General features: G+C 37.2%; 12 protein-coding genes. 6 read left to right on the top strand and 6 right to left on the bottom strand.

Annotated elements, in window-relative coordinates:
- Positions 1–89: 89 nt before the first annotated feature.
- Entirely contained in the window at positions 90–1,250 is a 1,161-nt protein-coding gene (locus F933_RS03645; RefSeq protein ID WP_005058597.1) for a sterol desaturase family protein, read from the bottom strand.
- A gap of 476 nt (positions 1,251–1,726) precedes the next feature.
- On the opposite strand from F933_RS03645, the gene ahpC reads away from it, so the two are divergent.
- Both ahpC and F933_RS03635 read left to right on the top strand, forming a co-directional pair.
- Positions 1,727–2,290 carry an alkyl hydroperoxide reductase subunit C gene (gene ahpC / locus F933_RS03640; protein ID WP_005053538.1) on the top strand — a complete coding sequence of 188 codons (564 nt, stop codon included), beginning with the start codon at positions 1,727–1,729 and terminating at the stop codon, positions 2,288–2,290.
- 253 nt (positions 2,291–2,543) lie between these two features.
- On the top strand, positions 2,544–2,756 hold the full coding sequence (locus F933_RS03635) for a KTSC domain-containing protein (protein ID WP_005058596.1): 213 nt from the start codon (positions 2,544–2,546) through the stop codon (positions 2,754–2,756).
- A 46-nt stretch (positions 2,757–2,802) separates the two neighbouring features.
- On the opposite strand, the gene F933_RS03630 is transcribed toward F933_RS03635, so the two are convergent.
- Entirely contained in the window at positions 2,803–3,996 is a 1,194-nt protein-coding gene (locus tag F933_RS03630) for an alkane 1-monooxygenase (protein WP_005058594.1), read from the bottom strand.
- 122 nt (positions 3,997–4,118) lie between these two features.
- On the opposite strand from F933_RS03630, the gene F933_RS03625 reads away from it, so the two are divergent.
- Positions 4,119–5,174: a helix-turn-helix domain-containing protein gene (locus F933_RS03625; RefSeq protein WP_005058592.1), complete on the top strand. Its 1,056-nt coding sequence runs from the start codon at positions 4,119–4,121 to the stop codon at positions 5,172–5,174.
- Here F933_RS03625 and F933_RS03620 read toward each other — a convergent pair.
- Both F933_RS03620 and F933_RS03615 read right to left on the bottom strand, forming a co-directional pair.
- A complete protein-coding gene (locus F933_RS03620; RefSeq protein ID WP_005058590.1) occupies positions 5,145–5,732 on the bottom strand; it encodes an O-methyltransferase in 588 nt (195 codons plus the stop codon). The genes F933_RS03625 and F933_RS03620 overlap by 30 nt on opposite strands.
- 36 nt (positions 5,733–5,768) lie before the next feature.
- A complete protein-coding gene (locus F933_RS03615; protein WP_005058587.1) occupies positions 5,769–5,987 on the bottom strand; it encodes a DUF1653 domain-containing protein in 219 nt (72 codons plus the stop codon).
- 231 nt (positions 5,988–6,218) lie between these two features.
- Between F933_RS03615 and ahpF the strand changes: the two genes are divergently transcribed.
- Complete coding sequence (ahpF, locus tag F933_RS03610; protein WP_005058585.1) at positions 6,219–7,784, top strand: alkyl hydroperoxide reductase subunit F; 1,566 nt, start codon at positions 6,219–6,221, stop codon at positions 7,782–7,784.
- A gap of 160 nt (positions 7,785–7,944) precedes the next feature.
- Positions 7,945–8,289, top strand: a complete 345-nt coding sequence (locus F933_RS03605) for a hypothetical protein (RefSeq protein ID WP_005053521.1) — start codon at positions 7,945–7,947, stop codon at positions 8,287–8,289.
- 52 nt (positions 8,290–8,341) lie between these two features.
- Here F933_RS03605 and F933_RS03600 read toward each other — a convergent pair whose 3' ends face one another.
- A complete protein-coding gene (locus F933_RS03600; protein WP_005058583.1) occupies positions 8,342–8,953 on the bottom strand; it encodes a glutathione binding-like protein in 612 nt (203 codons plus the stop codon).
- Positions 8,954–9,158: 205 nt separating this feature from the next.
- A complete protein-coding gene (locus tag F933_RS03595; RefSeq protein WP_005058580.1) occupies positions 9,159–11,597 on the bottom strand; it encodes an ExeM/NucH family extracellular endonuclease in 2,439 nt (812 codons plus the stop codon).
- A 183-nt stretch (positions 11,598–11,780) separates the two neighbouring features.
- On the opposite strand from F933_RS03595, the gene trmB reads away from it, so the two are divergent.
- Entirely contained in the window at positions 11,781–12,497 is a 717-nt protein-coding gene (gene trmB, locus F933_RS03590; protein ID WP_004654068.1) for a tRNA (guanosine(46)-N7)-methyltransferase TrmB, read from the top strand.
- The last annotated feature ends 106 nt before the right edge of the window (positions 12,498–12,603 follow it).

Here is a 12,603-nt window from a genome sequence, read left to right as displayed (position 1 = left end):
AATAATCGGCTATTTTACGCCTTAAAGCCTTGCTATGCAAAGAAACTACATCAATCTATACGAATATTGATGTAGTCGATTTTATAAATTTATGGTTTAGATGAATGATCGAAGCGATTGCGAAGTTTTTTGATATACTTTTTAAATGGCCACGTAAATTGTTTAATAAAACTGTTTGGAATTTTATAGCCTACCGTTCCATAAACACTTGCCAAATGATTTGGCATATAGACACTTTTAAAAATCACATCATACAGCGGAATAAATGCAGCGTAGTTTTTATCAATCGCAGGCTTTTCAGATGAATGATGCCAATGATGAAATTCAGGTGTAGCAATCAGCCAGCGTAAATAGGGAAAACGAAAACGTACATTTGAGTGAATAAAGATGGCATGAAAAGAAATAAAAATGAGGTAAGCAAACACTGCTGATGTATGAAAACCAAGTAAGAAAATAGGCAAAGTTGCTAAAAACCGTGTCATCAACACTTCAACTACATGTAAACGTGAGGATGCTAACCAATCCATATATTCTGTTGAATGATGAATTGCATGAAATCGCCATAAAAAATCTACTTCATGCATAGCTCGATGTAGCCAATACACCACAAAATCTACTACGATCAGTAATTCTATAAATTGCAACCAAATGGGCTGAGCTTGCACATAAGGAACAATTGGATTATTCGGTAAATGCGTAATCCAATATTGAATTGGCATCACCGTCAAAAACGTAAAAAGTTGAATGCCGACATGACTAAACATGAAATATTTCATATCCGTCACCCAACCAACTCGCAGAATTTTTTGATCAGTATTCTTGGCAAAAAAGCCTTCAAGCGGAATAAAAATCAACGCTAAAATTACAAGCGTCAATATAAAATAATCAATCCCTGCATAAAAAGGCAAACTCGGTAAAGTTGGCGCTTTAATCAAACCACAACCCAAAATTGCTGCAATTAGCGCCAAACAAAGTCCATAAAAACCGTAGCGATTTTGGCGAACAATGGAACTGAAAGCACCAAAAATAACACTGAGTACAATACCAATTATTAAGCTTAAATAAAAAATATCGTAATGCTTTGAATAAACAGGACGTAGTTCTGGCATGGTTAGCACGGACGGAAATAAAAAACATAGCGCACCAAAAATGCCTAAAAGACCCAAAGACATTGATATAAAGGCACTTATTTTCCCTAAGCCCGCATTGAGTTCTAAGTTCTCAAACTTGGCTCTTAATTGATCAGTCATTTTTAGTATTCAATTCACTCTAGTCATGAGAAGAAAAGTATCTTGCACATAAAGTTTTAATTTTTATCACAAAATACGATCAAGTATTTCGATGGCATATTGCGCATTTTAAACAAACAGTATTCTAAGTACAATGCTCAAAAAATAATGAAATTAGACGGTGTTTTAATCGTATATTATCGTTTTCTATATATTTTTTAGTTTTTTTCAATTTTACCCTTGAATTTTATACGCTTAGACTTCATGTTGTTATGCAAGTTAGTTTTGAGATTTTTTGTCATTTTTTCTTCATCTCAGTGAAGTCAAATAAGGCATATATCTTTGGGTGAAAATCGTTTCATATTGATCCATTCAATTTTCCGATTTTAGTCATGTAAAAATACTATTTCCCCAATAACTAAAAATTATTTATTCTTGATCCCGTAAACAAGTAAGGCTTTAAGCCTCTCAATAAAACCTCAATCATGGAGACAATGATGAGCTTAATTAATACTGAAGTTAAACCATTTAAAGCTGATGCGTTCCGTAACGGTGAATTCATTCAAGTAACTGATGCAGATCTTAAAGGCAAATGGTCTGTTCTTATTTTCATGCCAGCTGCATTTACATTTAACTGCCCAACAGAAGTTGAAGATGCTGCTGAAAACTATGAAGAGTTCAAAAAAGCTGGTGCAGAAGTTTATATCGTAACAACTGACACTCATTTCTCTCACAAAGTATGGCATGAAACTTCTCCAGCTGTTGGTAAAGCTCAATTTCCATTAATCGGTGACCCTACTCACCAATTAACACGTGCTTTTGATGTTCATATTGAAGAAGCTGGTCTAGCACTTCGTGGTACATTTATCATCAACCCTGAAGGCGTGATCAAAACTGCTGAGATTCATGACAACGCAATTGCTCGTGATGTATCAGAAACTTTACGTAAACTTAAAGCTGCTCAATTCGTAGCTAGCCACCCAGGCGAAGTTTGCCCTGCTAAATGGAAAGAAGGCGAAGCAACTTTAGCTCCTTCAATCGACTTAGTTGGTAAAATCTAATTCTTTAGATTTGACAAAACAGTCAAGAAACCACTCTTTTTAGAGTGGTTTCTTTTTGTAAAATTTATAAAAACTAAAATCAATTTCAGCCTTCAATTTATTATTAAATTCTTAACAATTCTTATACTTATATTTTCATAGCAAAATTCATTCATGAATTGTCAATCCTCATAACTTGGAGTAATGTCAAATGATGAAGCAAAAGAGTTTTTTGATATGTACTAAATAATCGATCTAGAATGGGGACAAATATATGGAAAATGCTGTTGTTGTAACCTCTTGGAAATATGATGTTTCTTCGCGTTATTTAAAAATTTTCTATAACAATGGTACAGCCGAGCTTTATCATCCTGTTCCAGAGTTTATTTATAATAATTTACTGCGTACTACAGATAAAACAGCTTTCGTTCAAAAATATTTAGAATTTGACCTTCATTTTAAACGACTTTGTCTTTTGGCATCTTAAATACAAAAATCAGCCACATAGGGCTGATTTTCATTTTTAAATCACATTATGTAATTTCTGCTTGTTCTGCATATTTTTCTAAGATTTTTTGTTTTGCTTTAGGGTAAACATTGATCTTCTCTAAATTGCCTTTGTAATGCTCAACAACGCGATCATCCATAATTTTTGACCACCACGATGGAATAAACGCAGGTAAAATCATCGCACCGTAACCTGCTGGTAATTGCGGCGCATCTTCAAAATGACGTAAAGTCTGGAAGCTTCGTGTTGGATTTGCATGATGATCTGAATGACGTTGCAATTGATACAAGAACAAGTTCGTCACGACATTATTATTGTTCCAGCTATGTTCTGGCATAGTACGTTCATACTGACCGTTGGCTTTTTTTGCACGCATCAAACCATAATGTTCAATATAATTTACCGATTCAAATAGCGTGATTGCATACGCTGCTTGTGTCATTTGGAATGGTACAGAACGAACACCAAACTTACTGAACATGGCAGCATGATAAATTGCTGACATTGCCCATCCATGAATCAACTCATTTTCTTTACAGAAGAATGGTAATTTTTTACGCTCTAAACGATTTTTCTCAATTTCAATCGCTGATTTGAAACTGCCAATAACGGTTCTAGGTAAAAACTTCCAAAAGGTTTCGCCCAGTTGTGAAGATGCAGGATCTTCAGGTGTTGCCACGCGACGATGATGACCATATGGATGTTCAATACGGAAATGGTTATAACCTGATGGTGCTAATGCTAAATGCGATAAATAATGTTCGAGTCGACCATTTTTATGACTTAATTCATGTGCAGTATTAATGGCAATACCATTTACCATACCGACCAATGTTCCAAGTAAAGCCTGATCAGCAATCGAGGTACCTTTACGACTGGCTAAGTAAGTTCCATAGATATTGGTTGCATATTGTAATGGAATGAACAGCTTAACAATGCGCGCGTAATACGGATCTGCTTCTAAATCTGCAATCGCATCAAGTGGTGGATTTTCAGTGTCTTCGCCAATTAACTTATCTAAAGTTGGGATCACACCGTGAATAAATAATGGACCAAAAGACGCGAAAAATTTCTTGGTTTTTTTCGGACCAAATTGGTAACCAGCTAAACCACCCATTGCAATGGTGGGTACAGCCAAACCCAATAGCCACAAATGACGTTTTTTATCTTTAAAAGTTGTTGTAGCTTGCTCTACATCCAGTTGAGTATGCATATTCATTAGAAAATCCTCAATCAATCAGATCATGTTTTGCTTGAATTGATTGTGTTCTTTTGAATCAGCTCTATATTATCATTTTAAGACTTGATATTATCATTTTAAGACTTTACTGGATTTTTATTGTGCAGAAGCAGCAAATTCCTGTTATCCCGTCACGATATTACTTGCGACTAATCGAGATTTTGATTGGTACGAACCAGTACGATAACGATTTATTAAACGCATTCCATAATGAACTTTCTAAAGCTGAACTGTTATCCATTCAACAGATTGAGCAATTTATTGAACTGGGACTGAGTTTACCCAATACCGAAGATTTAGCTTTTGAACTCGGTAAAAATCTAAAACTGAGTTCACATAGCTTGGTTGGTTATGCACTTATGACAAGTCCAAACTTAGAGCATGCCCTTAGATTAATTGCGCAATATTTTCGACTCATCATGCCGAGTTTTAAACTGAGTATTCAATTTCCATCTGATCCGCAAAAAGTTGAGCTTTTATTCGAACCGATTTTACAAATGAATAAACAATGTTTGAACTTTCATATTGAGGCGATTGCTGTCGGTTTCTATTACAGTTTATTAGAACTTGCGGGACAGCAACTCCAGCGCTACCAGATTCATTTGAGTGTACCTGAACCTGTTTATGCCGAACGTTATTTACAATTAGTTAAAGCTGGTTTTCATTTTAATTACACATGGATAGCAGGTATTCGTGTCGTGATTGATCGACAACAGCTCGCGCTTCCCTTACCTTTGGCTGATGCGCATAGCTTGAAAGTAGTCGAACAACGTTGTCAGGAGCAAATTCAAAGAATTTATCATCAAGGTGAAATTGTTGAATGGGTAAGCATGATGTTAAGACAAGCCAATCAAGTGCCTACCCTAACTGAGTGTGCCAAGGTCTTAAATATTTCCACCAAAACTTTACAACGCTATTTGCAGCAACAAGGTGTCGAATTTCAGTCTTTAAAACAAAAAATCAGTACCGAGCGTGCAATCGATTTACTAGAAAATTCTCATTTTACTATTACCCATATTGCTTATGAGTTAGGTTATTCCAATCCTGCCAATTTTACTCGTGCGTTTCATAAAATGGTCGGATGTAGTCCGCAATACTATCGCCTAGAACATCTAAATAAAATATCACTATTTCAACACGACCATACACAGCCCTGAACCGACAGCTAAAATACTACTCATATAGTTTTCATCTGCTTTAATCAATTCTAGAAAATCTTTCACTTCTGCTGCATGTGAAATAACATTATCGACAATCAAAGTACTTCCAGAAGATTGCAATAAACGTTTTAAATCTTGCCAATAACTAACATAACAGCCACGCTCTGCGTCGAGTAGAATTAAATCATAGGATTCGGTTGCTTGTTTTAAATAATCACAAGCATCTCCTACCCAAAAATCTATAAAATCTTCTAAAGCAAAATCTTCTGCGTATTTTTTAGCTTGAGCACTACGAAATGCATTTATTTCTAAGGTTTTAACCTGACCACCAACAGCTTTTGCAGCTTCAGCTAACCACAAAGTTGAATAACCCGTCGACGTTCCTATTTCTAAAATTCGCTTGGATTGCTGAGTACGAACCAACATTCCCAACAACTTTGCAGATTCTGCTTCTATATTTCTGTAACGTCTTAAACGATCGGATTGGCGAGCATCATGTTGTTTAAACTCATCGTATAAATTAGCAATGCGTTGTAAAAAAACCGTGCTCGTCATCTTTCATCTCCGTAATACTTAAAGCGAGACCATAAATTAGGTTGCTTGTATTAATTTAAAACGTGGAATGATTTGTCCACCTTCAAGTTCAACAGTTTCGATGAACATAGATAATGGACGTACCCACATTGAGTAATCACCATATAAGCATTGATATACAACAAGTTGCTCTTCAGTTTCACTATGGCGAGCCACATTAAACACTTGATATAGTCGACCCTTGTAGTGCTGATAAATACCACGTTGCAACACCATTTCCTGCTCCTTTATATATGCCATGAAATAATTGCAGTTATATAACAAGTTTTATTCGATTCAAATTTTTATGTTGTTGCTTGCACAAAAATTTTTGCAGATTGATATTTTAATTCAAAAATCCGATTGAAATAATAAAAACATACTGTTTCACCTATTTAGTATTTTTGCGTACTATAGCCTCATTGAAAGAATTTAGCTGATTGTACTGCTTAGAATATGGAGAAATATATGTTAGATCAAAATATTAAAACGCAATTAAAAGCTTACTTAGAACGTTTAGAAAGTCCAATTGAGTTGGTTGCTGCTTTAGATGAATCAGACAAAGCTGCAAAAATCAAAAAACTCGTGACTGAAATTGCAGAACTTTCTGATCAAGTTACGGCGCGTTTTGACGGTTCAAACGCTCGCCGTCCTAGTTTTGGTATTGCCAAAGCAGGTGAACAACCACGTGTGTTCTTTGCTGGTTTACCAATGGGACATGAGTTTACCTCTTTGATCTTGGCATTATTACAAGTCTCAGGTTATGCGCCTAAAGTATCTGATGAAGTACTTAATCAAATCAAAGGTTTAAACTTAACTGCAAATTTTGATGTGTTTGTCTCTTTGAGCTGCCATAACTGTCCAGATGTGGTTCAAGCTTTGAACTTGATTGCGATTAATAATCCAAATACCACCGCGACCATGATTGATGGTGGTTTCTTCCAAGATGAAGTTGAAGAACGTAAAATCTTAGCTGTACCCATGGTTTTCCAAGATAATCAACATATTGGTCAAGGTCGTATGACTTTGGAAGAAATCGTAGCGAAATTGGACACCAATTCTGCTGAGAAAGATGCAGCAGTGATCAATGCCAAAGATGCATTTGATGTGTTGGTAATTGGTGGTGGTCCTGCAGGCGGTACAGCAGCAATCTATGCAGCACGCAAAGGCATTAAAACAGGTATCGTGGCTGAACGCTTTGGTGGTCAAGTCATGGATACCATGGATATTGAAAACTTCACCACTGTTCAAAAAACCGTGGGTCCTCAGTTTGCTCAAGATATGGAAGCGCATGTTCGTGAATACGGCGTGGATATCATGAACTTGCAACGTGTCAGCAAGATCACTGGTGCTGATCAAACGGCGAATGGTCTGGTTGAAGTTGAATTGGCAAATGGCGCCAAGCTTGAATCTAAAACCATCATTCTTTCAACAGGTGCACGTTGGAGAGAAATGAATGTACCGGGTGAAGCTGAATACCGTACTCGTGGTGTTGCGTACTGCCCACACTGTGATGGTCCATTATTCAAAGGCAAACGTGTTGCGGTGGTTGGTGGTGGTAACTCTGGTGTCGAAGCTGCAATTGATCTTGCAGGGATTGTGGAGCATGTGACTTTGGTTGAGTTTGATACCAAACTTCGTGCTGACCAAGTGTTGCAAGATAAATTAAACAGTTTGCCAAATACCACCGTGATCTTAAATGCATTGAGTACGGAAGTGGTCGGTGATGGTGCTCAGGTCACTGCATTGAAATATAAAGATCGTGCCACAGATGTTGAACACACTGTCGAACTTGCTGGAATCTTTGTGCAAATTGGTTTATTACCAAACACGGATTTCTTAAAGAACAGTGCGGTTGAACTGAGTAATCGTGGTGAGATTGTGATCAATGATCGTAATGAAACCAATGTTAAAGGTGTGTTTGCTGCGGGCGACTGTACCACAGTGCCATACAAGCAAATTATCATTGCCACTGGTGAAGGTGCAAAAGCTTCACTCTCCGCTTTTGATTATATGATCCGATCTGGTCTGTAATTTTAACCAATAAACATGTGCACGCATTTACATTTTTAAAATGTAAGTGCGTGTTTTTACAAGTTTTCAACAAATTCTCAACTTTATTATTCATACATTTTATGTTTATATTTTGCATATCCATACCATTTGGATGCCACAATGAAAAGGAAACATGACAATGAATAAATTACTTGTTGCTTTAGGTCTCGCTGCTACTGTTGCTCTTGTAGGCTGTAATAAAGATAAAGCACCTGAAACAGGTGCAACAACAGGCGAGCATTTAGAACACGCTGCTGATCAAGCTGGTGCTGATGTTAAAAATGCGACCGAAGCTGCTACTAACAATGTTGCCACTGCTGTAGATACTGCTGGTGATCAGATTGATGCTGCTGCTGATCATACTGCAACAGCTACTGCGGAAGCTGCTGCAAAAACTGAAGCTGCTGCACGTGAAGCAACTGCTAAAGTTGCTGGTGCTGTAGAATCAGGCGCTGCTGATGTAAAAGAAAAAGCTCAACAATAATCTGTTGAAACAAAAAAGCCTCTGTTTACAGAGGCTTTTTTTCGAGTGTGAATTAACTTAATAAGCCTTCATCACGCATCGCAATTTGTACGGACTGACGTTCAGCCACTTTATTACGCAATGCAATAATATGGATATACGGTGTTAAATCATGCTCAATGTGATTTGACCAATTTGTGAGAACAAATAAATAAGCATCCGCTGGACCAAAATTATCATCAACTAAATAATCACAATCAGATTCAGCTAAATAATTATCGATATATTTTAATAAACGATCTACTTCTGCATAAGCTTTAGTTTTTTCATCATCACTGAGTTTACCGCCAAAAAATACAGCATAGGCATCATGTAATTCTGAATTCAAATAACCTAGCCATTCTAATACTTTAGCACGCCCCATACCCGATGGCGGAATAAGATCTTGCTTTGGATCGTGTTGAGCCAAGAAAGGTAAAATTGCAACATTTTCCGTTAAAATCAAACCTGGATTAATTTCTAAAGCTGGCACATAACCTTTAGGATTAATCTCGTAATAGTCAACACCTTTTGAGGTTTTATGTGTTTTTAGATCAACTCGTTCTAAATCAAAATCTACGTTTATTTCATTTAAAATAATATGGGCTGCCAATGAGCATGCACCAGGTGAATAATACAACTTCATAATTGATCCTTGTTATCTAACTACTTATGCTCTAGGACGTTCTATTGAAACTCGAGAACAGATAAAACTAAAAATTTATAATAGCTTTCATGCTAAGAACATCTACACATCTACTATTAATGAATTTTTTTCTACCTTGCAAGTTATATTCCGTGACGATTGATTAATTTATGAAAGAACGAACATCAATGTCACGGAAACGTAGTTACGCCCGACCAAATATTTTGCCTAACCACTTAAATAGTGAGTCCAAAAACTCAACAATAATATTCTTAGGATGATTAGGCTCAAGTTGAGCGTCTGAACTTTTCATATCTAAATCAACAATCACAGGATCATGATCTGAAGAACGATAAGCATCTCCTGCAAAGAACAACGCTTTTTGCTCATCGGTTTTATATTCCTCGTTATAATCCAATACTGTTGGTTCATCGGCATTGACATGCCATGCAAAAGCTTTAATCACACGCTTATACAAATTCGCATCGGCAATCGCATGATCAAGGTTACCTGCACCACCATAACCCTCAGTATTACTTGACACACCAAAGACATAACTATATGCCTGAGCTCCCTCGCCGACTTTGCTGTCATTGAGCAAAACTTTAAAGTTGGCTTTCTCAAAACTTAAAATTGGATCTTCTTTGGCATAACTATTCATATCACCAAGCAATAATATATTTGGATTTTTGACTTGAGTTGGATTCTTTGCAATCCATTGTGTTAGCTGTTCGATAGCTTTGATACGTGTTGGATTCCAACAACCTTGTCCATCTTTTTGGTCTGCATCTAAAGAGTTTGCATCAACACCTGAGCAACTTTTAGATTTTAGATGGTTTGGTATCACAGTAAAAATCTGTCCGCCTTGTACAGGTTTAAACGATTGAGCAATAGTCGAACGGTTTTTATCACCTAAATCCAATACCGCAGGTTTATTCACTGGCTGTACACGTTTACTGTTATAAATAATTGCAACTGCAATCACATCAGTACCAAGCTGATTTAGTCCTTCTGGAATGACATATTTCCAATCTGCTCCTAACGCTTTAGTCAAGTTAGCAACTGCACTATCACTGCCATAGCCATTATTGGCAATCTCCATCAAACCATAAACATCCGCATCGATTGATTTTAATGCATTGACGATTTTGGCATGTTGCTTATCAAATTCAGCCTGACTGTTGGCACCACGCTCCGTTGGAAAGCCATTCTTACCATTATCATAGTTCAATACGTTAAATGCAGCAGCGCGAATATGTTTCGTTTGTTTTGCAGCAATTGTGGTACGTGGATTAGAGCTGGTCACGACTTCAGGTAAATTTGCACCAACAATGGGTTGTACACGCCAAGCATTAAAACGATATTCTAGAATCCCTTGTGTATTCTTTAGCTGATAACCCGAACGCAGTGTATTTAAGGCACTAAAGTTTTGTGGCAACCACGGTGCACGGTTTTGATTGTTATAACCATCATCAAAGATAATCTTAGAAAGTAAGTTTTGTTGCGCCAACGCCTTTGCTTCATTCGATAAAGCTGGATATAGATTCGTAGGAATAAATAGGCGACCAAGACTCAGGGACAACTCACCATAACGCCCCAAATTATAGTTCTCGCTGACGGTTAAAGTTTGCGGTAGTTTCACCAACATCCCTTGATAGCGTTTTGGTATGTTACCTGTATTTTCAGTCAAACTCGTAAATGGCAAATTAAGATCAAGCGGCTGAATTAGCGATGCCATATTTTGGTTACAACTTTGCACATCTTGCTGTAATTGATCTATTTGAAGTTGATTCTGATAACTGGTTAAACGACCACGCAGAATAACTTCATCACCAACTTGTCCACCTTTTACTGCGCTATTGACAGGAATATAGACGAAAATGGCATTGCTGACATTTGGCGTTGCTTTGCTATCAGGCGTTTGTACATAGAAGCCTGAGAAACCATTGCTATAGCGGTAGTCCGCAGTGATCACACCACGAATGGTATAGTTTTGATTCTGAGACGATTCTGCCAAACTTGCAATTGGTGTATCGTTGCTACTACAACTAACCGCATCCACAGGCGGTGTGGTGGTTGAACCTGTTAAATTCGAAAAGTCATTACGATCTGTCCATGCCTGCCAAGATTGATCAAGATCAAATGCGCTGGTCGGGTCAACACTGACTACAGGATTATCTGTTTGAATGCGTTTAAAGCTATTCGCAATACTCAACACTGTAGTGCCCCAACCTGCCGTTGGACGCTCACCAATTCGACCAAAACGATCTACGGGTGTACCACGATAAAGCAACACAATGGCATCGTCACCATTAAAAGATAATCCCGCAACTTGATTAACCTTATCGCCCAATTGTGCCTTTAATTCAGAACGACCAATCAAGAATTTTTGTTTACTGGCTAAAGTTCCCTGTAGCGAAAAAGCAACTGTTTTGACAGTGCCTCCATTATTGAACTGCTGAATTTCATAATCAGCTAAATTCACTGTTGTTGTATCAGGATTATAAATTTCTAGTCCTTTCTTATTGCTACTGCCATCAACATATTGGCTAAACATGAGTTGCGCATGCGCAATAGAAAATGTTGAAGAAGCACCCATCAAACCTAAACAGATGGCAAGCGAATGGTAATTAAAATTTTTCATAGTTTTTTACTAAGTGTTTTAAATTGCAATTAGGCTATGCAACTTCTATGACAACTCTATGAAGCTTTTTTGACAAATTTTAAGTAATTTCAGAAATGATCAGTTAAATAAAATCACTTAAAGTTTGACTTGACCACCTGAACACTTAAAATACGGCATTTCTATATTTATATCTCCAGAATCATGTCAAACGATCAGTTAGAAACGCAAATTACGGAACTCGACAATTTGCCTGAGCACCGTGAAATTGTGACGTTTATGCGTCGTTCAGCTCCGCTCAATACCTCACAACGCACTGCTTTAGAAGATTATCGTGATTTAATTTTGGAATATCCTGTTGGTGATTTACGTCAACATTTTGAACATCCTGAGCGTCCACTAACCGTTGAAATCGGTTTTGGTATGGGTCGTTCTTTGGTGCTCATGGCAAAAGCCAATCCAGAACGTAACTTTGTCGGAATCGAAGTTCACGTGCCTGGTATCGCACAGTGTGTTTATGAAGCAGGTATGGCTGGCTTAAAGAACTTGTTTGTTTTGGATGCTGATGCAATTCAAGTATTACGTGAAATGCCAGACAACAGCATTAACTGTGTACAGCTTTATTTCCCAGATCCATGGCAAAAGAAGCGACACTTTAAACGCCGCTTTGTGATTCATGAGCGTATGCAATTGGTTGAACAGAAGTTGGAACTTGGTGGTACGTTCCATTCAGCAACTGACTGGGAACCATACGCAGAGTGGATGCTTGATATTTTAGATAATCGTCCAGATATGGAAAACTTGGCAGGTAAAGGCAATAGCTACCCTCGCCCTGAATGGCGTCCAGTCACGAAATTCGAGCGTCGTGGTCTAGAATCGGGGCATAAAATCAATGACTTTATTTTTAAGAAAATAAAGTAGCGATCCATCAAATTTAAAAAATAGCATTAAATATCAATATTTAATGCTATTCAACCTCTAATGAACTTACTCAATTAAAATTTAAATATAAAAAAGAATTATCACA

The organism is Acinetobacter beijerinckii CIP 110307 (genome assembly GCF_000369005.1).
In the GTDB taxonomy this organism is placed as follows: Bacteria; Pseudomonadota; Gammaproteobacteria; order Pseudomonadales; family Moraxellaceae; genus Acinetobacter; species Acinetobacter beijerinckii.
The sequence above is the reverse complement of the archived record's forward strand: the minus strand, read 5'-3'. Positions and strand labels throughout refer to the sequence as shown.

Coding starts and splice junctions, on each gene's coding strand:
- F933_RS03645 (WP_005058597.1), bottom strand. CDS start 1,250: ATGACTGATCAATTAAGAGCCAAGTTTGAGAACTTAGAACTCAATGCG.
- ahpC (WP_005053538.1), top strand. CDS start 1,727: ATGAGCTTAATTAATACTGAAGTTAAACCATTTAAAGCTGATGCGTTC.
- F933_RS03635 (WP_005058596.1), top strand. CDS start 2,544: ATGGAAAATGCTGTTGTTGTAACCTCTTGGAAATATGATGTTTCTTCG.
- F933_RS03630 (WP_005058594.1), bottom strand. CDS start 3,996: ATGAATATGCATACTCAACTGGATGTAGAGCAAGCTACAACAACTTTT.
- F933_RS03620 (WP_005058590.1), bottom strand. CDS start 5,732: ATGACGAGCACGGTTTTTTTACAACGCATTGCTAATTTATACGATGAG.
- F933_RS03615 (WP_005058587.1), bottom strand. CDS start 5,987: ATGGTGTTGCAACGTGGTATTTATCAGCACTACAAGGGTCGACTATAT.
- ahpF (WP_005058585.1), top strand. CDS start 6,219: ATGTTAGATCAAAATATTAAAACGCAATTAAAAGCTTACTTAGAACGT.
- F933_RS03605 (WP_005053521.1), top strand. CDS start 7,945: ATGAATAAATTACTTGTTGCTTTAGGTCTCGCTGCTACTGTTGCTCTT.
- F933_RS03600 (WP_005058583.1), bottom strand. CDS start 8,953: ATGAAGTTGTATTATTCACCTGGTGCATGCTCATTGGCAGCCCATATT.
- F933_RS03595 (WP_005058580.1), bottom strand. CDS start 11,597: ATGAAAAATTTTAATTACCATTCGCTTGCCATCTGTTTAGGTTTGATG.
- trmB (WP_004654068.1), top strand. CDS start 11,781: ATGTCAAACGATCAGTTAGAAACGCAAATTACGGAACTCGACAATTTG.